This is a genomic window from Mycolicibacillus trivialis (assembly GCF_002102395.1).
Lineage (GTDB): Bacteria > Actinomycetota > Actinomycetes > Mycobacteriales > Mycobacteriaceae > Mycobacterium > Mycobacterium triviale.
The window spans coordinates 1-22,915 of record NZ_LQPZ01000032.1; the positions used below are offsets into that span (position 1 = coordinate 1).

General features: G+C 72.8%; 20 protein-coding genes. 8 read left to right on the forward strand and 12 right to left on the reverse strand.

Features of this window, described 5'->3' with window-relative positions; all coding sequences use genetic code 11:
- Both rlmB and AWC30_RS12185 read left to right on the forward strand, forming a co-directional pair.
- Positions 1-841, forward strand: an 841-nt coding sequence (gene rlmB, locus AWC30_RS12180; protein WP_109562045.1) for a 23S rRNA (guanosine(2251)-2'-O)-methyltransferase RlmB, incomplete at its 5' end; no start/stop codon positions are given.
- Positions 841-1,824, forward strand: coding sequence for a glycerophosphodiester phosphodiesterase (locus tag AWC30_RS12185; RefSeq protein WP_085110494.1), 984 nt, complete (start codon positions 841-843; stop codon positions 1,822-1,824). The genes rlmB and AWC30_RS12185, both read left to right, overlap by 1 nt.
- A 22-nt stretch (positions 1,825-1,846) precedes the next feature.
- Here AWC30_RS12185 and AWC30_RS12190 read toward each other — a convergent pair whose 3' ends face one another.
- Positions 1,847-2,767: an MBL fold metallo-hydrolase gene (locus AWC30_RS12190; protein WP_085110495.1), complete on the reverse strand. Its 921-nt coding sequence runs from the start codon at positions 2,765-2,767 to the stop codon at positions 1,847-1,849.
- Positions 2,768-2,780: 13 nt separating this feature from the next.
- Positions 2,781-3,377 (reverse strand): cholesterol catabolism transcriptional regulator KstR, encoded by a 597-nt coding sequence (gene kstR, locus AWC30_RS12195; RefSeq protein ID WP_085110559.1) that lies wholly within the window; start codon positions 3,375-3,377, stop codon positions 2,781-2,783.
- Between the two features lie 274 nt (positions 3,378-3,651).
- Here kstR and AWC30_RS12200 point away from each other — a divergent pair, with 274 nt between their 5' ends.
- Positions 3,652-5,760, forward strand: a complete 2,109-nt coding sequence (locus tag AWC30_RS12200) for an acyl-CoA dehydrogenase family protein (protein ID WP_085110496.1) — start codon at positions 3,652-3,654, stop codon at positions 5,758-5,760.
- A 4-nt stretch (positions 5,761-5,764) separates the two neighbouring features.
- Here the strand turns inward: AWC30_RS12200 and AWC30_RS12205 are convergent, their stop codons facing one another.
- Together AWC30_RS12205 and AWC30_RS12210 are read right to left on the reverse strand one after the other, a co-directional pair.
- The gene (locus AWC30_RS12205; RefSeq protein ID WP_085110497.1) at positions 5,765-6,328 is read right to left on the reverse strand and encodes a hypothetical protein; all 564 of its coding nucleotides are present in this window, start codon (positions 6,326-6,328) and stop codon (positions 5,765-5,767) included.
- 61 nt (positions 6,329-6,389) lie between these two features.
- Positions 6,390-7,463: a ferredoxin--NADP reductase gene (locus AWC30_RS12210; protein WP_109562046.1), complete on the reverse strand. Its 1,074-nt coding sequence runs from the start codon at positions 7,461-7,463 to the stop codon at positions 6,390-6,392.
- A gap of 164 nt (positions 7,464-7,627) precedes the next feature.
- Between AWC30_RS12210 and hsaA the strand changes: the two genes are divergently transcribed.
- The 4 genes from hsaA to AWC30_RS12230 all read left to right on the forward strand — a co-directional run bounded on the left by hsaA (position 7,628) and on the right by AWC30_RS12230 (position 11,608).
- On the forward strand, positions 7,628-8,818 hold the full coding sequence (gene hsaA / locus AWC30_RS12215) for a 3-hydroxy-9,10-secoandrosta-1,3,5(10)-triene-9,17-dione monooxygenase oxygenase subunit (RefSeq protein WP_085110499.1): 1,191 nt from the start codon (positions 7,628-7,630) through the stop codon (positions 8,816-8,818).
- Positions 8,819-8,941: 123 nt separating this feature from the next.
- The gene (gene hsaC / locus AWC30_RS12220; RefSeq protein WP_085110500.1) at positions 8,942-9,847 is read left to right on the forward strand and encodes an iron-dependent extradiol dioxygenase HsaC; all 906 of its coding nucleotides are present in this window, start codon (positions 8,942-8,944) and stop codon (positions 9,845-9,847) included.
- The gene (gene hsaB / locus AWC30_RS12225; protein WP_085110501.1) at positions 9,844-10,410 is read left to right on the forward strand and encodes a 3-hydroxy-9,10-secoandrosta-1,3,5(10)-triene-9,17-dione monooxygenase reductase subunit; all 567 of its coding nucleotides are present in this window, start codon (positions 9,844-9,846) and stop codon (positions 10,408-10,410) included. The genes hsaC and hsaB overlap by 4 nt, the downstream gene beginning before the upstream one ends.
- Positions 10,411-10,414: 4 nt before the next feature.
- Positions 10,415-11,608: a CynX/NimT family MFS transporter gene (locus AWC30_RS12230; RefSeq protein ID WP_085110502.1), complete on the forward strand. Its 1,194-nt coding sequence runs from the start codon at positions 10,415-10,417 to the stop codon at positions 11,606-11,608.
- 10 nt (positions 11,609-11,618) lie between these two features.
- Here AWC30_RS12230 and AWC30_RS12235 read toward each other — a convergent pair whose 3' ends face one another.
- Genes AWC30_RS12235 through AWC30_RS12245 form a run of 3 tightly spaced genes read right to left on the reverse strand, consistent with a single transcriptional unit; the run spans position 11,619 to position 16,337 of the window.
- Positions 11,619-13,049 (reverse strand): phytoene desaturase family protein, encoded by a 1,431-nt coding sequence (locus AWC30_RS12235; protein ID WP_085110503.1) that lies wholly within the window; start codon positions 13,047-13,049, stop codon positions 11,619-11,621.
- Complete coding sequence (locus tag AWC30_RS12240; protein WP_085110504.1) at positions 13,046-14,839, reverse strand: DUF3556 domain-containing protein; 1,794 nt, start codon at positions 14,837-14,839, stop codon at positions 13,046-13,048. The genes AWC30_RS12235 and AWC30_RS12240 overlap by 4 nt, the downstream gene beginning before the upstream one ends.
- A gap of 1 nt (position 14,840) precedes the next feature.
- The gene (locus tag AWC30_RS12245; protein WP_085110505.1) at positions 14,841-16,337 is read right to left on the reverse strand and encodes a class I adenylate-forming enzyme family protein; all 1,497 of its coding nucleotides are present in this window, start codon (positions 16,335-16,337) and stop codon (positions 14,841-14,843) included.
- Positions 16,338-16,535: 198 nt separating this feature from the next.
- Between AWC30_RS12245 and AWC30_RS12250 the strand changes: the two genes are divergently transcribed.
- Positions 16,536-17,819, forward strand: coding sequence for a PucR family transcriptional regulator (locus AWC30_RS12250; RefSeq protein WP_085110506.1), 1,284 nt, complete (start codon positions 16,536-16,538; stop codon positions 17,817-17,819).
- Between the two features lie 3 nt (positions 17,820-17,822).
- Here the strand turns inward: AWC30_RS12250 and AWC30_RS12255 are convergent, their stop codons facing one another.
- The 5 genes from AWC30_RS12255 to AWC30_RS12275 form a co-directional block, all read right to left on the reverse strand.
- A complete protein-coding gene (locus AWC30_RS12255) occupies positions 17,823-19,097 on the reverse strand; it encodes a hypothetical protein (protein ID WP_085110507.1) in 1,275 nt (424 codons plus the stop codon).
- Between the two features lie 28 nt (positions 19,098-19,125).
- A complete protein-coding gene (locus AWC30_RS12260; protein ID WP_085110508.1) occupies positions 19,126-19,521 on the reverse strand; it encodes a heme-binding protein in 396 nt (131 codons plus the stop codon).
- A 55-nt stretch (positions 19,522-19,576) separates the two neighbouring features.
- Entirely contained in the window at positions 19,577-20,692 is a 1,116-nt protein-coding gene (locus tag AWC30_RS12265) for an aminotransferase class I/II-fold pyridoxal phosphate-dependent enzyme (protein WP_085110560.1), read from the reverse strand.
- 65 nt (positions 20,693-20,757) lie between these two features.
- The gene (locus AWC30_RS12270) at positions 20,758-21,921 is read right to left on the reverse strand and encodes an alpha/beta hydrolase family protein (RefSeq protein ID WP_372507134.1); all 1,164 of its coding nucleotides are present in this window, start codon (positions 21,919-21,921) and stop codon (positions 20,758-20,760) included.
- Positions 21,922-21,926: 5 nt separating this feature from the next.
- Entirely contained in the window at positions 21,927-22,913 is a 987-nt protein-coding gene (locus AWC30_RS12275) for a bile salt hydrolase (RefSeq protein ID WP_085110509.1), read from the reverse strand.
- Between the last annotated feature and the right edge of the window lie 2 nt (positions 22,914-22,915).

The window sequence follows — 22,915 nt, forward strand, 5'->3', positions numbered from 1 at the left end:
GGGTGGGCCCGCGGCCCTCCAGTCCGCCCACAAGCGCCCCTACCACCCGGCCGCCAAGCGCGCCAAGGCCAAAGCCGCCCGCCAGACCCAACGCCGCGGCGACGACACCGAGACCGTGCTGGGCCGCAACCCGGTGGTGGAGTGCCTGCGCGCCGGCGTCCCGGCCAGCGCGCTGTACGTGGCGCTGGGCGCCGACGCCGACGAGCGGCTCACCGAGAGCGTGCGCCGCGCCGCCGACACCGGCATCCCGATCCTGGAGGTGCCGCGCAGCGACCTGGACAAGATCGCCGCCAACGGGCTGCACCAGGGCGTCGCACTGCAGGTGCCGCCGTATGACTACGCCCACCCCGACGACCTGCTGGCCGCCGCGGACTCCGACGCTCAGCCCGCGCTGATGGTCGCGCTGGACAACATCTCCGACCCGCGCAACCTGGGCGCCATCGTCCGGTCGGTGGCCGCGTTCGGCGGGCACGGCGTGCTGATCCCGCAGCGGCGCTCCGCGGCGGTCACCGCGGTCGCCTGGCGCACCAGCGCGGGCGCGGCCGCCCGGCTGCCGGTGGCCCGCGCCGCCAACCTCACCCGCGCGCTGGTCGATTGGGCCGGCCGCGGGCTGCAGGTGATCGGCCTGGACGCCGAGGGGGACACCACCGTCGACGAACTCGACGGCACCGGACCGCTGGTGCTGGTCGTCGGCTCGGAGGGCAAGGGTCTGTCCCGGCTGGTCCGGGAGAAATGCGACCGGATCGTGTCGATCCCGATGGCCGGGGACACCGAGTCGCTGAACGCCTCGGTCGCCGCCGGGGTGGTGCTGGCCGAGATCGCCCGCCAGCGCCGCCGCTGATGACCGCGCCGCCCCGCGGCGCACCGGTGGCGGTGCTGGTCGTGGTGCTGCTGCTCGGCGCGCTGCTGGCCGCGCCGGTGCGCGCCGAGCCTGCGACGTTCGACCTGCAGGCCCACCGCGGCGGGCGCGGCGAGACCACCGAATCCTCGCCGGCGGCGTTCGCCCATGCCCTGCGGGTCGGCGTGGACACCCTGGAACTGGATGTGGTGCTCACCGCCGACCGCCGCCCGCTGGTCTGGCACGATCCGGTCATCGAGGCGGCGAAATGCCGCGACACCGCGCCGGCGGTGCCCGCCGACCCGGCGTTCCCCTACGTCGGCAAGCGGGTGCATGACCTGACCCTGGCCCAGGTGCGCACCCTGGACTGCGGGATCCGGCTGCCGGAGTTCCCCGCCGCCACCGCACTCCCCGGGACCCGGCTCGCCACCCTGCCGGAAGTGTTCGACCTGGTGGCCGCGGCCGGCGCCGACGTCGGCTTCAACATCGAGACCAAGGTGGAGGCCGACGACCCGGCCGCCTCGGCGTCCCCGGCGGAGTTCGTCGAGGTGATCCTGGCCGCGGTCCGGGCCGCCGGGCTGACCGACCGGGTCATCATCCAGAGCTTCGACTGGCGCACGCTTCCGCTGGTCCGCCGCGCCGAACCGGCGATCCGGCTGGCCGCGCTGTGGGAGGAGCACACCTGGCGGCCCGGCTCGCCGTGGTTGGCCGGCGTCGACCCGGCCGACGGGACCGACCCGCTCACCGCGGTTCGGGGCATCGGCGCCGACATCGCCTCCCCGCCCCACCAGGCGGTCGACGCCGTGTTCGTGCAGCGGGCGCACGCGCTGGGGCTGGCGGTGATCCCCTGGACGGTCAACGACGCCGCCACGCTGCGCGCCCAGATCGACGCCGGGGTCGACGGGGTGATCACCGACTATCCGAGCATGGCGCGCGAGGTACTCGCCGGGCTCGGCATGCCGCTGCCGCGCGCCTACCCGGGCTGAGTCGGCCGGGGCCGGCACCGGGTCAGGCCCAGGGATCCTCGGGCCGCCACAACCGCGGCATGGACAGCGTCACGCCGTCACGCTCGGCGAGCTCGGCGAGCACCCGCACCGAGAAGTCCACGTCGTCGACGGCATACGGCAAGGCCCGCAACGGTTTCGACAGCGAGTAGAAGAAGTCGTCCCAGTGCACCAGCACCACGGTCGACCCGCTCACTGCGCGTACCGTCTCGGCCCAGTAGTCGACCAGGTAGGACCGTGGTTGCCGGCCCAGCTGCCCGATCCCCAGGTAGACCACCTCGGCGCGGTGGCCGGCCAGCGCGCCCGGGATGAACCCCGCGCTGCCCTGCACCAGCAGCCGCTGCCCGGACGGCCGGTGTCCGATCAGCGCCGACCAGGTCTCCCCGCAGCGGTAGGCCGAGGCGCGCACCGGCGGTACCACCGGCGCGGTGATCGCCCCGGGGAACCGGTCCGGCGGGCAGTGCCGCGATTCGACCAGGGTCAGCTCGAAGGACCCGAACGTCAGCGGTTCGCCCGGCTCGGCGACCACCACGTCGTCGGCGGGCAGGCCGTGCCCGGCGCCGAGTTGGGCCGCCGACCGCCCGCCGACCAGGGCCGCGCCGGTCTTCTCGGCCACCACCGCGCTGTCCAGCGCGTGGTCGATATGGGTGTGCACCGGGATGACAGCGGCCAGCCGCCGCACCCCGAGCCGGACCAGGCAGCCGTCGATGCGGGCCGGGTCGGGTGCCACCCGGCCGAGTGCGACCCGGGCCAGGCCGGGCCGGGAGAAGTAGCCGTCGGTGAGCACCGCGGTGCTGCCGTCGTCGATCAGCAGGGTGCTCACCCCGGCCCAGGTCACCGCGACCCGCGACTGCGGCCCGACCGCCGCGACGTCGAACCGCCTGGCATGCCGGGTCAGGTCGGGGCGACCGGGCTTGAGGCGCATCGCAACCGCCCGCCTAGACCTTCGGATGCTCACCGTCGCCGACCAGCAGGCGCACCGCCAGGTCCAGCCGCTTGCTGACGTCGGCGGCCGAGGCACGCCGGGTCAGCCAGGCCAGCAGGTTCGACAGCCAGACGTCGGAGATCACCCGGGCGATGTGGTACTGGTCCTCGGTGGGTTCGCCGGTGCTCATCGCCCGGGCGAACATCGAGTCGATGATCTTCTCCACGTGGTCGACCTCGGTGGCCGCCGACGCGTCGGCGAACACATAGGCCCGGGTCATCGCCTCGGTGAGTAGCGGGTTGCGCTGGTTGGCCCGGTTGAGCCGGTTGATCAGCGAGCTCAGCCGCTGATACGGGGTGTCACCGGACAGCGACGCCCGGTCGGTCTTGCCGTCGATGCGCTCGAACTCCCGGCCCAGCGCCGACACCAGCAGGTGAACCTTGGACGGGAAGTAGCGGTAGAGGGTGCCGACGGCCACGTCGGCCCGGTCGGCCACCGCACGCATCTGCACGGCCTCGTAGCCGCCCTTGGAGGCGATCGCCATCGTCGCGTCCAGGATCCGCTTGCGGCGTTCCCGCTGCGCCTCGGAACCCAACGTGGATTCGGCCATGGTCGCCACGAATCAACCCCCCACCGGTCCGGCCGCCGACGGCGGCACCGCGCCGTGCCCGACGATACCGTTGCGCAGGTGACGATGCCCACGATGGATCCCGATCGCTCGCCTCCCTGTCCTCGGGCCGCCGACCGGCCCGTTATCGGGGCCGCGGTCGACGTGACGGCCGTCTACTGGCACCATTAGAACACGTTCTAGTCTGGCCACAAGGTAGGTTCCGCGCAACCCCGTCGCGGTTCGCATCCACCCCGAGCACTCCGAGGAGCCCAGCGTGTCCCCAACGATCACCGACGAGCAGTCCGCCGCGCGGGAGCTGGTGCGGGATTGGGCGGCCGGCGTGGCCGCCGGCGACGTGGTCCGGGCCGTCGAGGCCGGCGACGCCGACGCCTGGCGCCCGGTCTTCGCCGCGCTGGGCCAACTCGGCCTGTTCGGCGTCGCGGTCGCTGAGGAGCACGGCGGCGCCGACGGCAGCGTCGCCGACCTGTGCGCCATGGTCGACGAGGCCGCCGCGGCGATCGTGCCCGGCCCGATCGCCACCACCGCGCTGGCCACCCTCTGCGTCGACGACCCAGCGCTGCTGGCGGCGCTGGCCGCCGGGCAGCGCACCGCGGGTGCCGCGCTGGCCGCCGACCTGCGCGTCGACGGTAATCGCGCCTCCGGCACCGCCGAGTACGTCCTGGGCGCCGAGGCCGACCAGCTGCTGCTGCTCCCGGCCGGGAACGGCTGGCTGCTGGTCGACGCCGCCGCCGACGGGGCGTGCGTCGAACCGCTGCCGGCCACCGACTTCTCCCGGCCGCTGGCGCGGGTGACGCTGGACGGGGCCGCCGTCACCGAGCTGACCGCCCCCGCCCAGCGGGTCGCGGACCTGGCCGCCACGGTGGCCGCCGCCGAGGCCGCCGGGCTCGCCCGGTGGGCGCTGCGCACCGCCACCGACTACGCCAAGGTGCGCGAGCAGTTCGGTCGCCCGATCGGCAGCTTCCAGGCCGTCAAACACCTGTGCGCGGAGATGCTGCTGCGTTCCGAGCAGGCCTCGATCGCCGCCGCGGACGCGGCCGTCGCCGCCGCCGAGGACGACGACGGGCAGCTGTCGATCGCCGCGGCCATGGCCGCCGCGGTCGCGGTGGAGGCCGCCAAGGCCAACGTGCGGGACTGCATCCAGGTGCTCGGCGGCATCGGCATCACCTGGGAGCACGACGCGCACCTGTACCTGCGCCGCGCCTACGGCATCGAGCGGTTCCTCGGCGGGCAGCCGGCCTGGCTACGCCGGGTTGCGGCGCTGACCCGGCAGGGGGTGCGCCGCGAGCTGCGCATCGACCTCGCCTCGGTGGAGGAACTGCGTCCGCAGATCACCGCCGCGGTGGCCGAGGTCGCCGCCCGGCCGGCCGAGGATCGCCAGCGCGCCCTGGCCGAGGCCGGCCTGCAGGCCCCGCACTGGCCCAAGCCCTACGGGCGCAATGCGTCGCCGGCCGAGCAGCTGCTGATCGACCAGGAGCTGGCCGCCGCCGGGGTGGAGCGACCGGACCTGGTCATCGGTTGGTGGGCGGCGCCGACCATCCTCGAACACGGCACCCCCGAACAGATCGAGCGGTTCATCCCCGCCACCCTCAACGGTGAGATCTTCTGGTGCCAGATGTTCTCCGAGCCGGGCGCCGGATCCGACCTGGCCTCGCTGCGCACCAAGGCGGTGCGCGCCGAGGGCGGCTGGCGGCTGACCGGACAGAAGGTGTGGACCTCGGCGGCGCACCGCGCCCAGTGGGGGGTGTGTCTGGCCCGCACCGACCCGGAGGCGCCCAAACACAAGGGCATCACCTACTTCCTCATCGACATGGCCGCCCCGGGTATCGAGATCCGACCGCTGCGGGAGATCACCGGCGACGACCTGTTCAACGAGGTCTTCCTCGACGACGTGTTCGTGCCTGACGAGATGGTGGTCGGCGCGGTCAACGACGGCTGGCGGTTGGCGCGCACCACGCTGTCCAACGAGCGGGTCGCGATGGCGGCGGGCACCGCGCTGGACAACCCGATGGAGGAGCTGCTGCGCACCGTCGCCGAGCTCGACCTCGACGCGGCCCAGCAGGACCGGCTGGGCCGGCTGCTGCTGTCCGCGCAGGTCGGTGCGCTGCTCGATCAGCGCATCGCCCAGCTGGCGGTCGGCGGTGCGGACCCCGGCGCGGAGTCCAGCGCCCGCAAGCTGATCGGGGTGCGTTACCGGCAGGCGCTCTCGGAGTTCCGCATGGAGCTCTCCGCGGGCGCCGGGGTCGTGGTCGACGACACCGTCTTCGATTTCCTCAACACCCGCTGCCTGACGATCGCCGGCGGCACCGAGCAGATCCTGCTCACCGTGGCCGCCGAGCGGCTGCTCGGCCTGCCCCGCGGGTAGCCGGTCAGTCGAACACGGTCTGCGCACAGGTGGGCGGACCGGTGATGTTCACCCCGGTGTAGACCACCTGGATGTGGGTGCACAGGATCACGGTGGCGCCCACCTTGGGCTGACCGGTGGTCAGCTCGGTGACGTTGATGCTGCCGTGGGTCTGGTACTTCTCCGGCGGCCCCGCCCCGCTGTACAGCGAGGTGATCTCGGACGGTCCGCCGTCCTTGAACACCTTGGTCCCCGGCCCGCCGCGGTCGCCCCACGGGCCCTCGCCGCCGTCGGTGTGCACGTCGAAGTAGGTGGTGCGCTGGGTGGAGCGGATCACGGTGCTCTGCCGCGACCACAGGTCGGCGGGGAACCCGGTCACCCCGGCGGGGGTGTGCAGGCTGGCCCCGACGGTGAACCGGCACTCGCCGGCCGGGGCCGGGCAGTCCAGCGTGGCGTGGGTCTCCAGCTGGTCGGCTCCGCCGACCGGGAACAGCGTGCTCGCGCTGTTGGAGCCGGCCGCGGCCACCGCGGGCTGCAGCCCCGCCACGACGATCCCGGTGCCCGCCAGCACCGCCGCCAGCCGTCTCATCGCTCTCCCTCGTCCACGCCGGTCGTTCTCGCCCGCCTCACGGCGAACCTAACCGTTCCGGCTAGTCGTCGTAGGTCACTTCCACCGAACCGGTGGTCGGGCGGGACTGACAGGCCAGGATCAGGCCCTCGTCGAGGTCCTGCTGGTCGAGCACGTCGTTGACCTCCATCGCGACCTTGCCGTCCTTGAGGGTGCAGGCGCAGGCCGCGCAGTGCCCCTCCCGGCAGGAGAACGGGGCGTCCAGGCCGGCGTCGAGCAGCAGGTCGAGCAGTTTGACGTGCCGCGGCCACGGCAGGGTCTGGGTCTCGCCGTCCAACTCCACGGTGACGCTGGCGGGCGGCTCGGCCCCCTCGGGCGCCTCCTCGATCGTGACCGCGGCGAACGGGTCGCTCTCCAGGGACTTGAACACCTCGATGTGGATCTGCTGGGCGGGCACCTCGAGCTGCTCGAGGGCGTCGCTGGCGGCCTGCATGAACGGTCCCGGCCCGCAGATGAACACCTGCCGGTCGGTGTAGCCGGCGGCCAGCCGCGCCAGCGCCGCCGGATTGGGCCGGCCCTGCACCGATTCCAGCCAGTGCACGACGCTGAACCGGTCGGGGTGGGCGGCGGCCAGCTCGCGCAGCGCCGCGGCGAAGATCACCGAGTTCTCGTTGCGGTTGGCGTAGAGCAGCGTCACCTGCCCGCTGCCCTCCGACAGCGCCGACTTGCAGATCGCCATCATCGGGGTGATGCCGCTGCCCGCCGCGATCAGCAGGAAGTCGTCGTCGAGGGTCTTGGGCACGAAGGTGCCCGACGGGGCCAGCACATGCACCCGCATGCCGGGTCGGGCGTTGTCGCACAGCCAGTTCGAGGCGTAGCCGTCGCCGTCGCGTTTGACGGTGACGGTCAGCCGGTCGTCGGTGAACGGGGAGCTGCACAGCGAATAGCAGCGCGCCACCGAGCCGGTCTGCTCGCTGGGCACCCGCAGGGTCAGGAACTGCCCCGGCGAGTAGCGCAGCCGGTCGGCGGGGATGTCGGCGTCCGCAGGCACGGTGAACACCAGCGAACGCGCCTCGTCGGTCTCGTCGACGACGGCGTCGATCTCCAATTCCAGGACGTGGCTTCCCAGCGGTTCGTCCGGGGTGGACTCGGTCACGGATTGCGCCACGATCAGCCCTTCTTCTCCGTCATAACTAGAACAGGTTACAGAAAGCCACCCGCCCGCCGCCACCTGCTGAAGCGGCACCCTGCTCGACACAAATCGGAACGTGTTCTAGTCTCTTCCTGTATCCGAGGCCCGACTCCCGGGAGGCAATAGCAGTGACGTCCATTCAACAGCGCGACGCGCAGGCGGTACTAGCCGGTATCGATGACCTGCTGCCGCAGCTCCGCGAGCGCGCCCAGGCCACCGAGGACCTGCGCCGCCTGCCCGCCGAGAACGTCCAGGCCCTGGAGGACATCGGCTTTTTCACCCTGCTTCAGCCCGAGCAGTGGGGTGGCCTGCAGTGCGACCCGGCGGTGTTCTTCGAGGCGGTGCGTCGGCTGGCCAGCGCCTGCGGCTCCACCGGCTGGGTGGCCTCGATCATCGGCGTGCACAACTGGCACCTGGCGCTGTTCGACCAGAAGGCCCAGCAGGAGGTGTGGGGCGAGGACCACAACGTGCGGATCTCCTCGTCGTACGCCCCGATGGGTGCCGGGGTGGTCACCGAGAACGCCGACGGCTACATCCTCAACGGGTCCTGGAACTGGTCGTCGGGCTGTGACCACGCCACCTGGGCGTTCCTGGGCGGCCCGGTCATCAAAAACGGCAAGCCGGTCGACTTCGGCAGCTTCCTGATCCCGATCAGCGACTACCGCATCGACGACGTCTGGCACGTGGTCGGGCTGCGCGGCACCGGCAGCAACACCATCGTGGTCAAGGATGTGTTCGTGCCGCGGCACCGCTTCTTGTCCTACAAGGCGATGAACGACCACACCGCCGGCGGCTACGAGACCAACACCGCCGCGGTGTACAAGATGCCGTGGGGCACCATGCACCCCACCACGATCTCGGCGCCGATCGTCGGGATGGCCTACGGCGCCTACGACGCCCACGTCGAGCACCAGGGCAAGCGGGTGCGGGCCGCGTTCGCCGGCGAGAAGGCCAAGGACGACCCGTTCGCCAAGGTCCGCATCGCCGAGGCGGCCAGCGACATCGACGCCGCCTGGCGCCAGCTGATCGGAAACGTCTCCGACGAGTACGCGCTGCTGCAGGCCGGCGAGGAGATCCCGTTCGACCTGCGGGCCCGGGCCCGCCGCGACCAGGTGCGCGCCACCGGCCGGGCGATCGCCTCGATCGACCGGCTCTTCGAGGCGTCCGGTGCGACCGCGCTGGCCAACGACGCTCCGGTGCAGCGCTTCTGGCGTGACGCCCACGCCGGCCGGGTGCACGCCGCCAACGACCCGGAGCGCGCGTACGTCATCTTCGGTAACCACGAGTTCGGTCTGCCCCCCGGCGACACCATGGTGTGACACCGGCGCCCGGGAGGGTTCCGGCGGCACGGCCACGAGTTTTCGGGCAGGGTGGACGGTGAACCGCGGTGGAAGGCCCGACACGGTCACCCAGCCGACCACCGATTTCTGAGGAGGTGCGGGATGAGCATCCGGTCCCTGGGGTACCTGCGCATCGAGGCGACCGACATCGCCAAGTGGCGGGAGTACGGCCTGAAGGTGCTCGGTATGATCGAGGGCAAGGGCAGCACCGAGGGCGCCCTGTATCTGCGGATGGACGAGTTCCCCGCCCGCTTGGTGATCGTGCCCGGTGAGCACGACCGGCTCTCGGTCGCGGGCTGGGAGTGCGCCAACGCCGCGGGCGTGCAGGAGATCCGCAACCGGCTGGACGCCGCGGGCGTGCCCTACAAGGAGGCCACCGCCGAACAGCTGGCCGAGCGTCGCGTCGACGAGATGATCGCCTTCGAGGACCCGTCGGGCAACAACCTGGAGGTCTTCCACGGCGCGGCCCTGGAGCACCGCCGGCTGGTCAGCCCCTACGGGCACCGGTTCGTCACCGAGGAGCAGGGCCTGGGGCATGTGGTGCTGTCCACCAAGGACGACGCAGAGGCGTTGCACTTCTACCGTGACGTGCTGGGCTTCCGGCTGCGCGACTCGATGCGGCTGCCCCCGCAGCTGGTGGGCCGGCCCGCCGACGGGGACCCGGCCTGGCTGCGCTTCTTCGGCTGCAACCCGCGCCACCACAGCCTGGCGTTCCTGCCGATGCCGACCCCGAGTGGCATCGTGCACCTGATGGTCGAGGTCGAGGAGGCCGACGACGTCGGCCTGTGCCTGGACCGGGCACTGCGCCGCAAGGTGCCGATGTCGGCGACACTGGGCCGCCACGTCAACGACAAGATGCTGTCGTTCTACATGAAGACCCCGAGTGGCTTCGACGTCGAATTCGGTTGCGAGGGGCTCGAGGTCGACGACGACGACTGGATCGCCCGGGAGTCCACCGCGGTCAGCCTGTGGGGTCACGACTTCACCGTGGGTATGCAGAACCAGTGACCGCGGCAGCCATCGACCCCCGCGCGTTCCGCAACGTCCTGGGCCAGTTCTGCACCGGGGTCACGATCATCACGACCGTCCACGAGGACGCCCCGGTCGGGTTCGCCTGCCAGTCGTTCGCCGCGCTGTCCCTGGAGCCGCCGCTGGTGCTGTTCTGCCCGACCAAGGTGTCGCGGTCCTGGCAGGCGATCGAGGCGTCCGGCACGTTCTGCGTCAACGTGCTGACCGAGTCGCAGAAGCACGTCTCGGCGCGGTTCGGCTCGCGCGAACCGGACAAGTTCGCCGGGATCGACTGGACCCCGTCGCCGCTGGGCTCGCCGATCATCGACGGCTCACTGGCCTACATCGACTGCACCGTCGACTCGGTGCACGACGGCGGCGACCACTTCGTGGTGTTCGGCGCGGTCTCCTCGCTGTCCGAGGTGCCCAAGATCAAGCCGCGCCCGCTGCTGTTCTACCGCGGCGACTACACCGGCATCGAACCGGAGAAGACCACCCCGGCGCAGTGGCGGGACGACCTGGAGGCGTTTTTGACCGCCACCACCGACGACACCTGGCTGTAGCCCCCTGCGTCCGGCGCTCGAACGACTCCGCGCGCACCGCGGCGGCGGTGCGCTGCTGGTCGCCGCGGTGGTGCTGGTCGCGCTGAACCTGCGACCGGCGATCACCAGCGTCGGCCCGGTGCTCGGCGAGATCCGGCGCACCTTCGGTCAGTCCGCGGCCTGGGCCGGGGTGCTGACCACCCTTCCGGTGCTGTGCTTCGCCGCGGCCGGGCTGGCCGCGCCGTGGCTGTCCCGCCGGATCGGGCTGGCCCGGGCGATCTCATGGGCGCTGAGCACCCTGGCCGCCGGGCTGGTGCTGCGCGTTCCGGCCGGTCCGGCGATCATGCTCGGTGGCACCCTGGTCGCCACCGCGGGCATCGCGCTGATCAACGTCCTGATCCCGGTCGTGGTCAAGGGCGCCTTCCCGGCCCGCATCGGGCTGATGACCGGGCTGTACACCGCGGCGCTGCAGGGCGGCGGGGCGCTGGGCTTCGCCCTCACCCCGCCGCTGACCGCGGCGCTGGGCGGGTGGCGTCCGGCGCTGGCGAGCTGGGCGGTGCTGGCCGGCGGGGCGCTGGCGGTGTGGCTGATCGCCGCCCGCGGCCACAACCGGCTGTGGGCGCCCGCCGGCACCCCGGCGCCGGGGCGCGGCGCCGGCCTGCTGCGCAACCGGCTGGCGTGGACGGTCACGGTGTTCTTCGGCAGCCAGGCGTTCCTGGCCTACGTGGTGATGGGCTGGCTGCCGGAGGTGTTCATCGAACGCGGGGTCAGCAAGGGCCAGGCCGGGCTGCTGCTGGGCCTGGTCTCGCTGATCGCGGTGCCGATCAGCCTGTTCCTGTCCCCGCTGGCCGCCCGCCAGGACAGCCAGGCCGGCTGGATCCTGGGGCTGGGGCTGCCCGGGCTGGTCGGAGTGCTCGGGCTGCTGCTCGCGCCGGGGGCGGCCCCGCTGCTGTGGAGCGTGCTGGTCGGGCTGGGGATGAGCGTGTTCTCCCTGGCTCTCACCGTGATCGCGCTGCGCACCCGTACCGCCGAGCAGACCGCCCGGCTGTCCGGGATGGCGCAGGGCCTGGGCTACCTGCTTGCCGCATCGGGTCCGCTGCTGTTCGGGCTGTTGCGCGAGCACACCGGCGGCTGGACGGTGCCGTGGCTGGTGGTCACCGTGGTCTACGTGGTGCAGCTGGTGGCCGGGACGCTGGCCGGGCGGCACCGCTACGTGTGAGGCGGCGCGCTCAGCGGCGGCGCAGATCGGCCAGCGCGGTCTCGGCGGCGTGGAAACCGTTCATGCCGTGCACCCCGGCGCCCGGCGGGGTGGCCGAGGAACACAGGTACAGCCCGCCGGCCAGCCGGTAGGGGTTGGCCGCGAACCGGGGCCGGAACAGCAACTGGGTGACGGAGTTGGCGCCGGCGCAGATGTCCCCGCCGACGTAGTTGGCGTTGTGCCGCTCCAGCTCGGCCGGGCCGCGGCTGGCGGTGGCCAGGATGCGGTCGGTGAAGCCGGGCGCGAACCGTTCGATCTGGGCGATCACCGCGCCGGTGGCGTCACCGGAATAGCCGTGTGGCACATGGGCGTAGGCGTAGATCGGGTTGACCGTGCCCTGCGACCGGGACGGGTCGCACAGATACTGCTGACCGAGCAGCACGAACGGCCGCTCGGGCATCACCCCGCGGGCGGTCTGCGCCTCGGCGGCGGCGATCTGCGCCGCGGTGCCGCCGAGGTGCACGGTGCCGGCCCGCCGGCACTGCGGGTTGGTCCACGGGATGTCCCCGTCGATGGCGAAGTCGACCTTGAATGCGGCCGGCCCGTAGGTGAACCGGTCCAGCGCCCGGCGCAGCCGCGGCGGCAGCCGGCCCCCGGCGATGCGCAGCGCCCCGCGTGCGGCGGTGTCGAACATGACCACCGCCGGTGTGGCGCCGGCGATCTCGGTGAGCTCGCCGAGATCGTGCACCGTCGTTGCGGTGACGACCCGGCCGCCGTGGGCGGTCAACTCTGCGACCAGCGCGTCGGTGATCGCGCCGCTGCCACCGGCCGCGACCGGCCACCCGACCGTGTGGGCCGTGCCGACGAATATCGCGCCCACCGCCGTGCTCAGCGGGGTGTCCAGCCGGCCGAACTTGTGCGCCGCCAAGCCGATGAACAGCGCGCGGGCCGGCTCGTCGGCGAACAGCCGCGCCACCCAGGTCGCCGGCAACGCGGCGCGCAGCCCGAACCGGGCCAGCGCCAGCGGGTGCCGCGGCAGGTGCAGCGGCGGGCCCAGCACTTCGCCGATCACCTGCTCGAAATCGGCGAGCACCGGCGCGAACAGCCGCCGCCAGCGGCGATGGTCGGCGCCCAGCGACTCCGCCGTCGCGTCCGGGTCGCGGGCGGCGACCCCGGCCCGGCCGTCGTCGAGCGGGTGCGCGAGATCGACGTCGGGCCAGCACCACCGCAGGCCGTGCCGCCCCAGGTCCAGCGCCGCGAAGTACGGGGAGGCCACCGCGGTCGGGTGGACCGCCGAGCACTCGTCGTGGCGCAGCCCGGGCAGGGTCAGTTTGGCGGTGCGGGCGCCCCCGCCGGGCCGGTCGGCGGCTTCCACCACGGTGACCCGCAGCCCGGCGTGGGCCAGCCGGATCGCGGCGGCCAGCCCGTTGGGGCCGCTGCCGACGACGACCGCTGCGCTCATACCGCCGGTTCCGGCGCGCGGGTCAGGGTGTGCTTGCGGGTGTAGCCGGCCGCGGCCCAGGTGACGGTCAGCGGCACCGGGCCGTCGGGCAGCCACGGCTGGCGGGCCACGCAGTCCGCGGTGCGCCAGGTGCCCCGTTCGACCACCCCGAGCGCGGCGTCGATCACCTTGTAGTCCTGGGTCTTGCGGAACAGCGGCTGCCCCTCGGCGTAGATCACCACGAAGTCACCGGGCGCGAAGTTCAGCCGTTTCTGCAGGGCGGCGATGAGAGTTTCGCCGTGCAGATGCCCGTCACCGAAGTTCCACCCGGTGATGGTGTTGCACGCCACCTCGCCTTCCCGCACCGTGCGGGCGTCGATGTCGTCGAGGTGTTCCCAGGCCACCGACAGCAGGCCGCGGCCCTGGCCGTGCAGGCTGCGCCAGCCGACCACCCGCTGCACCATCATCTCGGCCTGATCCGGCTCGTAGCCCATCGCGACCAGTTGGTCGACCTGCCGCACCGTGCCGGGCAGGGCGTTGAGCCGCTCCTCGACCCCGGGCCGCATCGCCCAGATCCCGGTGGCCCAGTTGCCCGAGTACTGCCGCATGCCGGGCAGGAACGACACCAGATCCGGGCGCAGTTCACCGAGCACCGGGAAGAAGAACGCCAGGACGAACATCGGGATCAGCAGCCACGCCGGCTCGAACCGGAAGATCGAGAACACCGCCGGGTCGTGGCCGATCCACAGGTTGATCGCCGCGTACCCGAAGAAGATGTTCCACTCCAGCGGCACCGCCAGCGGGAACGTCGAGGTGATGAACACGTGGAAGGCGACCATGACCGCCGCGCCGATCAGCGCCACGGTGGCGTTGGTGGTCAGCAACAACACGATGGGCACCGCGATCTCCACCGTCGTGCCCAGCAGGTGCGCGGCCAGCCAGGCCACCCGGGAGGGCCGCAGGTCGTGCGGCGCGTCCCGGTACTGCAGCCGCTTGAGGAACTTGACCGGGATGGCGGGGCTGTTGGAGATCATCGGCGGCACCACCATCGCGAAGTGCTCGGTGAACTTCGACACCCCGGCGGCCACCCAGACGCAGACGATGACGATCTTGAACGCCACCACCATCGACACGAAGTCCCCGGCGATGCCGAACACCGCCGCCCACAACATGATCGGCAGGTACTGCTCGGAGCGGCCAGCCAAAAAGATCACCTTGTCGCGTAGACCCATCAGCGGCATGACCACGAGCACCGGCAGGAACGCCCAGCCGGGCACGATCTGCTGTCCGCCGAACCCGGCGACGTCGACGGCCGGGGTGGCCAGCGGCAGCACCAGCGCGGCCAGCACCGCGAGGTAGCCGGCGACGTCGCCGCCGGTGCGGGTGTCCCCGCCGGTGCCCGGGACCATGCCGGGCCAGGGCGCCAGCCGGATGGTGCCCGGCCGCAGCCAGAACCGCCAGCCGCCGGTCATCGGTTTGAAATGCCCGCACAGCGGCCCCCAGGCGCCGCCGAGGCCGAGCACCTCCAGCAGCATCAGCCAGACGGCCAGCTTCTGGTAGGTGACGATGTTGGCCCACCACGAGCCGACGTCGGTGACGCTCACCGAGCTGCTGGTCAGCGCGGTGATCACGATGCCAAGCGCCAGGTACAGGCCGAGCATCTTGGCGATGTAGACCAGGTTGAGCACCTTGGGGGTGCCGAACCCCTCATACAGCCAGTCCTGGGCGGCGATCCGCACCCGCTCGCGCAGCGGCAGCGTCAGGTAGTGCGCCGGTCCGACCGGTGGTTCGGACGGTGTCAGAAAGCCCATCTCAGGCCCTTTCGTCGGCGGTGGCGGGGGTGGACAGGGTGCGCAGCGCCGGCTTGTCGATCTTGCCGACGGGGTTTTTGGGCAGCGCGTCGAGGACGGTGATCGCCGCCGGGACCTTGAACCGGGTGAGCCGGCGGGTACAGGCCTGCCGCAGCGCCTCGACGTCGACGGCGTGCCGCGGGCGGGGCGCGACGTAGCCGACCGGCACTTCGCCGTAGACCGGGTCGGGCTGGCCCACCACGGCGGCCTCCAGCACCGCCGGGTCGGCCAGCAGCACGTTCTCGATCTCCTTGGGGGAGATGTTCTCGCCGCCGCGGATGATCATGTCCTTGATCCGGTCGACCAGCCGCAGGTAACCGTCCTCGTCGAGGACGCCGACGTCGCCGGTGTGCAGCCAGCCGTCGCGCAGCGCCGCCGCGGTCGACTCGGGCAGGTTGTGGTAGCCGGCCATCACCTCGGGGCCGCGGATGACGACCTCACCGGCCTCGCCCGGTGGGAGCAGCCGCCCGTCGGGGGCCATGACGGCCACCGTCTGACCCGGCAGCGCGGGCCCGACGGTGCCCGGCTTGCGCAGGCCGTCCGGCGGGTTGCAGGTGCTGCCGCAGGTGGCTTCGGTCAGCCCGTAGCCCTCGACGACCGGGAACCCGAACCGCTGCTCGACGGCGTCGAGCAGCGCCGCGGGCGCCGGGGCGGCGCCGCAGACCGCGAACCGCACCGAGGAGGTGTCGGCGGTGACGGCGTCGGGCAGCGACACCAGATGCGAGTAGATGGTGGGCACCGCGGAGAAGTAGGTGGGCCGCAGCCGGTCGACGGCCGCCAGGAACTCCACCGGGTGGAACCGGCGCAGCACCGACAGCTGGCCGCCGGCGCGGATGGTGGACAGGAAGCTGACGCACAGCGCGTTGGCGTGGAACAGCGGCAGCACCAGCAGGCAGTGGTCGGCGGCGGTGAGGCTCATCGCCTCGACCATCGCGGCGGTCATCGCGTCGAGGTGGGAGTGGTGCAGCCGCACCCCCTTGGGCCGGCCGGTGGAGCCGCTGGTGTAGATCAGGAACGCCAGATCGTCGGGGCGGGTCGCCGGCTCGGGCAGCGCCGGGCCGGCCGGAGCCGGGGCGTGCCGCAGCTGCTCGGCGGTGAGGGTGGGGCGGTCGGCGGCCGGGCCGGGCGCCGCCTCGGCGACGATCAGCGCGGCGCCGGCGTCGGCGACCTGGTAGCCGGCCTCCTCGGCGGTCAGCGCCGGGTTGATCGGGGTGGCCGCGGCGCCCAGTCGCCACGCCGCGACGATCGCGATCAGCAGTTCGACCCGGTTGGGCAGCAGCACCGCCACCACCGAACCGGCGCGCACCCCGGCCTCGGCGAACTGGCCGGCCGCCGCCTCGACCCGCTCGGCGAACTCGGCGGCCGTCAACTCGGTGGTCTCGTTACGTACGCAGGGCCGGTCGCCGCCGCCGGCCGGGCGGCCGGGCGGGCGGGCCCACGGCAGGTAGTCCAATGCCACGGTCGGGTCGCTCCTCGGGGTCGTCGGCGGTCGGGTCTGCGTCTCGCTAGCAATGTCTCGCTAGCAATGTAATGTGCCTCACAGGAACGGTCATTGGTCTTGACGCACAAACATCGCCCGATCCTTGTGCGCTCGTGCCAGGAGAAGCCGATCGCGGTTGGATTACCGGACCAAGGCCGCGGGAGGGGGTGCGCGCCGGTGAACGCACCCGATGCCGCCGCGCTCGAGGCGCGGGCGGCGACGCTGGCCGCCGAGGCCGCCGCCGCCCTCGGGGCGGAGCTGCCCACGGTCGGGCCGACGCTGCACGCCCGGCTGGTCGAGCTCATCCCCGAACTACGCGGCGATCAGCCGATCATCGATCTGCTGCAGGACAGCCTGGAGAGCAACATCGCCTTGTTCGTCGACTCCGCCGTGCAGGCCCGCCCCGTCGAGGAACTCGCCCTGCCCGCAGCCGCGGTGGAATACGCCCGCCGGCTCGCGCAGTGCGGGATCTCCTCCAATGCGCTGGCCCGGGCCTACCGGCTGGGTCAGCGCTGGCTGCTGGACTGGTTCACCGTCGAGCTCGGCCGGGTCGAGCCCGACGCCCGGGTGGCCTACCTGGCGGCCGCCCGGCTGCAGACCTGGTCGTTCGCCTACATCGACTGGGTCTCCGAACGCGTCGTCGCCGAATACGAACACGAACGCGAGCAGTGGCTGGCCAACCAGAACCGGGTCCGGACGACGATGCTGACCGACCTGCTCGCCGGCACGGTCGCGGACACCGCCGCCGCGGAACGCGCGCTGGGCTACCGGCTGCGCGGACATCACCTGGCCGTGGTCGTCTGGACCGCCGACACCGAGTCGCCGGCTCAGCGGCTGCACCGCCTTGAGCGGCTCGTCACCCGGGTGGCCGAGACTCTCGGGGCCACCGGGGCGCCGTTCTTCCTGGCCCAGGACCGGGCCCGCGGCTGGGGCTGGCTGCCGCTGGGGCCCGGCCGGACCGGCCCCGACACCGCGGGGCTGCCCCGCCTCGTCGAGGCCGAAGAGCCGGCGGCGCGGCTGGCCCTGGGCGCCCCCGGCGCCGGGACCGCCGGGTTCGTCGCCAGCCACCGCGGCGCGCTGCGCGCCTACACCGTGGCGGTCACCGCGGGCGTCCGGGCCGGCCGGGTGACCTCCTATGCCGACCCGGGGGTGCGGGCGGCGGCGCTGCTCACCGCCGATCTGGCCGCGACCCGCGAGCTGGTGGCCGCGGCGTTGGGGCCGCTGGGCGCCGACGACCCGGCCGCGGCGGTGCTGCGCGAGACGCTGCTGGAATTCCTGACCGCGCAGTGCAGCTACGTCGGCGCCGCGGGACGGCTGCACGTGCACAAGAACACCGTCAAATACCGGCTGGAGAAGGCGACCGGCATCCTCGGTCGCCCGGTCGAGAACGACCCGCTCGGGCTGGAGTTGGCGCTGACCGCCTGCCGCTGGCTGGGGCCCGCCGTCCTGTCCGGGCGGTGACGGTCACCGGCTGTGCCAGCGCGCCTGGTGCTCGGCGTGACTGGGCAGGTAGGCGCCGGGGGCGAAGAACTCGTCGTAGAAGTCGGTGTCGAGGTGCTGGGCCTGCAGGTACATCAACACGTGCACGGTGGGCACGGTGCCGGGCAGCTTGCCGAACGTGTCGTGAATGTAGGTGGCCTGCAGCGTCACCAACTCGGCGATGCCCTCGGCGGGCAGCGCCGAGGAGCGCACCGCGACGCTGTCCGACCACGGGCCCGCGGTGTCGGGATGGAACGGGCCGCCGGGCCCGAACTTGCGGGCCACCAGTTTGTCCACCCCGGCGGCCACCGTCGGCACGTGCGGCGGGCTCAGCGTCTCGAACACCCCGGGCAGGCCGGTGGCGTTGGGGAACGGCCACCGCGGGTCGTGGTCGGCGCGGAACCCCAGCCCGGGGGCGCGCGGATCCCCGGAGCCGCCCAGCACCGACAGCCGGTCCAGACCGTCGAAGGTCCACCCGCCGAGTCCCATCGCCTGCAGCGCCAGCACCCCGTTGTTGGCGGCGATCGACAACTCCGCGCTGGCCTCGGTCAGGGTGTACTGCTCGACGAACGACAGCGGGATCGGGTCGTCGGCGTGCGGCAGCGCACCGAACCCGTCGACGCCGGGGATGGCGCGGCCGTGGACGTCGTCGAAGACCGGGTAGCCGTTGGCGGCGAAGAACCACAGGTTCTCCATCAGGTGCTCGGCCAGGTCGGCGACCGGGAACGCCAGCAGACTGCCGGGGTGGTTGGCGATCCAGGTGTTGTGGCCCTCCATGTAGGGCTCCTCGCGCGGTAGCTCCAGCCGCCGCGGGGAGAGCCGCCGGTAGCCGGCGACGGTGCCGGCCAGCCAGTCCTCGACACTCCCGGTGCCGCGGTGTGCCCCATCGCGGGTGTCCAACAGGTAGGTGCCGGTGTCGTCGGTGAAGAACAGCCGGCTGGTGTGGAACCCGGCCGCGCTGGGGAACGTGCGCCCGGTGGCGCTGCCCGGATAGTTGGGCAGCGCCGGGGCGTAGCGCGGGTGGTGGGTGATGCCGTCGTGCCAGCCGGTGACCCCGGCCAGGAACGACAGCACCACCGCCCGCTCCACCTCCGACAGCGGCTGCACCGGTCGCCGGCTGGTGAACGCCAATGCGCCCGAGGGGATCCGGCCGCCGACCGGGAAACGCCGGGACCGCCGGCCGGTGATCGCCGACAGCAGCGGGAACCGGGCCAGCTCGGCCAGCGCGGCCCGTTCCCGGTCGGTGATCGCCAGGTTCACGGCGCGCCGGGCGGGCCCGCTGCCCGGATCACTCGGTGATCGTGTCGATCAGGGTGGCCAGGTGGCCGGGGGAGAGCTCCACCCCGCACTCGTTGCGCATGTCGGTCAGCGGCCGGGCGATGTCCTGCAACTCCAGCAGTTCACCGGGGTGGGCGGTGAAGTAGCCGCGCACCGAGTCGCGGGCCTCCTGCGGGGGCTGCTTGGCCGCGGCGGTGATCACGTCGTTGGCCTCAGGGTGGGCGTCGAAGAACCCGCCGGCGCGGGCCAGCACCCCGCTGGCGGTGGTCGACAGCGCTCCCGCGGTGCACGGCGGGGCCGCGGCGGCGGTGCCCGCCGGCCCGGCGACGGCCAGCGCACCGGCCAGGCCGATCGCCGCCGTCCCGGCGACGAGACGGTGGGTGCGGGTCCGGCGGATGCGCGCCATCGAGAAGTCCTTCCGACAGGGGGCGGGGAGCCCTCGCCAACCTACCCGAGCCTGCTCAGCGCCGCAGCCAGTCGCCGAGGCGGTGCAGGCCGGCCTCGATGTCGGCGGTGGGCCCGGCGAACGACAGCCGCACGTGGCGCGGGCCGCGCACGGTGTCGAAGTCGATGCCGGGAGCGAGTGCGACCCCGGTGGCGGCCAGCAGGTCGGCGCAGAACACCTGCGAGTCGTCGGTGAACTCGCCGACGTCGGCGTAGACGTAGAACGCGCCGTCGGCCGGGGCCAGCCGGGTCAGTCCCAGGGCGCGCAGCCCGTCGAGCAGCAGGGTCCGGTTGGCGGTGTAGTGGCGCAGGTGCCCGTCGGCCTCGGCGAGGGCGTCGGCGCCGAACGCGGCGACCGCGGCGTGCTGGGCCAGCGCGGGCGGGCAGATGGTGAGGTTGCCGGTCAGCCGGTCGACGGCGCGGCGCAGCTGCTCGGGAACCAGCAGCCAGCCGAGCCGCCAGCCGGTCATCGCGAAGTACTTGGAGAAGCTGTTGGCGACCACCGCGTTGCGGGAGCTCTGCCAGGCGCAGCTGGTCGTCGGGGCGCCGGGGTAGACCAGACCGTGGTAGACCTCGTCGCTGATCAGCCGGGCGCCGGTCTCGTCGCACCAGGCGGCGATCGAGGCCAGTTCGGCCGGCTCGATCACGGTGCCGGTGGGGTTGGCCGGGCTGGCCACGATCACCCCGGCCACCGGCGGGTCGAGGGCGGCGAGCATCGCCGCGGTCGGCTGGTAGCGGGTGTCGGGCCCGCAGTCCAGTTCGACGACCTCGCAGCCCAGCGCGGTGAGGATGTTGCGGTAGCAGGGGTAGCCCGGGCTGGCGATCGCCACCCGGTCGCCGGGGTCGAAGCACGCCAGGAACGCCAACACGAACCCGCCCGAGGAGCCGGTGGTGATGACCACGTCGTCGGCGTCGACGGTCAGCCCGTGGTTGCGCCGGTAGGAGTCGGCGATGGCGGCGCGCAGCTCCGGGATGCCCAGCGCCACGGTGTAACCCAGCCGGTCGGTGGCCAGGGCGTCGGCGGCGGCGGCCCGCACCGCCGCCGGTGCGCCCGCACTCGGCTGGCCGGCCGACAGGTTCACCAGGTCGCCGTGGCTGAGCTGGCGTTCCGCGGCGGCCAGCCACACGTCCATCACGTGGAACGGCGGGATGCCCGCCCGCGCGGCGACCCGCGCCACCCGCTCGTCGCCTGCTCCGGTCACCGCATGACCCGCTGCAGGAAGGCGGTCGAGTCCGGCATCGACGCCAGGACGGTGCCGGAGTGGTCCTCCTCGGGGTAGATGTGCAGTTCCACCTCCTGACCGCGGGCGACCAGCTGCTCGTTGAGCCACAGGGTGGACTCCGGGGGGACGTCGACGTCCCGCAGGCCCGCACCCAGGAAGATAGGGCGGTCGTAGCCGTCGACCGGGGTGCCCATGAACTGCTCGAGCACCGCGTCGATGCCGGGCAGTGACGCGACCGGCGCGCTGAACAGCTCGTTGAGTGTGGTGCCTGCGACCCGGGTATCCAGGTCGGGTTTGCAGACCGTCTCGGCCAGGTCGGCCAGTTCCTTGCCGCGCGGAGTCAGCACGCTGTCGACCGGCAGCTCGGGGTGCGCCTCGCGCAGCGCGGCCATGATGAACGCGGTGTAGCTGATGGCCGCGGGCGGCACCGGCTGGGCGGGCATGTCGGGGCCGGCGCGCAGGACGGTCTGCTCGATGTTGGCCGGGGTACCGGTCGCCACCACGCCGCGGTAGTCCAGCCCGCTGCCCGCGGTGAACTCGGTGGCGCGGCGCGCGCTGTTGATCGCCGCCCCGCCGCCCTGGGACTGGCCGACGATCGCCCACTTCGGCGAGAGCGGCAGGTCCATGGCGTGGGCGGCGCGCACCGAGTCGACCACCGAGTGCGCCTCGGCGACACTGTTGAGGTAACTCATCAGCCCCGGTGTGCCCAGCCCGACGTAGTCGGTGCCGACCACCGCGTAGCCCTGATCGAGCCAGTGCGACAGGTATTGGTTGTCGCGGGCGCTGCGCGGGTGGGCCGACGGGGTGCAGTCGTCGCCGAGCCCGACGGTGCCGTGCGCCCAGGCGATCACCGGCCAGCCGCCGGGCGGTGGTGTGCCGTGCGGCACGAACACCGCCGCGGTGCTCACCGCGGGCCGGTCGTGCTGATCGGGGGTGGAGTACAGGATCCGCCACGCCTGCCCGGCGCCGGCCACTGACAGCGCCGGGTCCAGCGGCACCGCGGTGATCAGCTCCCCGGCCGGCGGGATCGGGCCGGCGTAGTCGCGGGCGTCCAGCCCCGACCAGGCCGGCGCGGCGGCCACCGCGACGGCCGGGGCGGCCGCAGCCGCGATCAGCACGGCCGCCAGCGCGACGAGCAGTCGCCTCACGCGCCGATCCCCAGGAACGCGAACGGCTCGGCGGCGACGAACTCCGCCGAGCTCTCCCCGGCGAACGTGTTGGATTCGTTGGCGCCCAGATCCAGTTTCAGCACCGGTGAGCCCTCGGCGAGGTCGAGTTTGTTCAGATCCACCCAGAACACGTTGGGGGTGAGGGCCGATTCGAAGAAGTACAGCTTGCGGGTGTGGTGGGCGACGGTGCGCCAGCGGGTCGAGGAGATGTTCGGCTCGTCGGCGGTGGCGATGCCGAACGGCACCGACACGTTGCGCACCACGCTGAACACCGACGCCAGCGCGGTGCGCGGGTCCTCCGGTTTGGGTACCGCGTTGACGTAGAAGGACGCGCGGGCGAACCGGTCGGCGGCCCGGTTGGTCCCGGGCAGCATCACGGTCCCGCCGAGCTGCTCCCAGTAGGCGTTGACCGCCAGCTGTTCGGCGAAGATCGGCGAGTTCGTCATGACCTGGTAGGCCCGGTCGTGGTGGATGGTCTGCACGCCGTCGATGTACTCCACGATCGCGCTGTCGCCGGTGGCGTCCGACAGGGACAGGTGCAGCGTGGCCAGCCGGTCCTGGCCGGGCACCCCGTCGGTGACCACGTCGAACGGGGCCGCGGTGAGCGCCTCGACGGCCTCGGCCACGGTGGCGAAGTTGTCCAGCATGTACTGCGCCCACGCGGCGATGGTCAGCCCGGGCCGGCTGCCGTCATGGGCCGGGTACGTCGACTCGGCCAGCCACAGCAGGTTGGCCGACAGCCCGGCCTCGTTGAGCCCATCGGTGGTGCACACGTCGTAGGCGGTGGCCACCACACTGCCGTACTTGGCGGTCCAGGACACCGAGTTCGGGCCGACCTTGCCGGTGCGGGCGATGCCGCGCGGCAGCGCCCACAGGTTGGTGGCCAGGTCCAGCTTCCAGTCCATCGACCGGCCGGTGATGATGTTGCCCGCCGTGCCCAGATACACCAGTCGGGTGCACATGT

Bases quoted from the DNA above. Each gene is read 5' to 3' on its own strand.
- hsaC (WP_085110500.1), top strand. From the start codon at position 8,942: ATGAGCATCCGGTCCCTGGGGTACCTGCGCATCGAGGCGACCGACATC.
- AWC30_RS12235 (WP_085110503.1), bottom strand. From the start codon at position 13,049: ATGAGCGCAGCGGTCGTCGTCGGCAGCGGCCCCAACGGGCTGGCCGCC.
- AWC30_RS12240 (WP_085110504.1), bottom strand. From the start codon at position 14,839: ATGGGCTTTCTGACACCGTCCGAACCACCGGTCGGACCGGCGCACTAC.
- AWC30_RS12185 (WP_085110494.1), top strand. From the start codon at position 841: ATGACCGCGCCGCCCCGCGGCGCACCGGTGGCGGTGCTGGTCGTGGTG.
- kstR (WP_085110559.1), bottom strand. From the start codon at position 3,377: ATGGCCGAATCCACGTTGGGTTCCGAGGCGCAGCGGGAACGCCGCAAG.
- AWC30_RS12265 (WP_085110560.1), bottom strand. From the start codon at position 20,692: ATGGACGTGTGGCTGGCCGCCGCGGAACGCCAGCTCAGCCACGGCGAC.
- AWC30_RS12205 (WP_085110497.1), bottom strand. From the start codon at position 6,328: ATGAGACGGCTGGCGGCGGTGCTGGCGGGCACCGGGATCGTCGTGGCG.
- AWC30_RS12190 (WP_085110495.1), bottom strand. From the start codon at position 2,767: ATGCGCCTCAAGCCCGGTCGCCCCGACCTGACCCGGCATGCCAGGCGG.
- AWC30_RS12275 (WP_085110509.1), bottom strand. From the start codon at position 22,913: ATGTGCACCCGACTGGTGTATCTGGGCACGGCGGGCAACATCATCACC.
- AWC30_RS12260 (WP_085110508.1), bottom strand. From the start codon at position 19,521: ATGGCGCGCATCCGCCGGACCCGCACCCACCGTCTCGTCGCCGGGACG.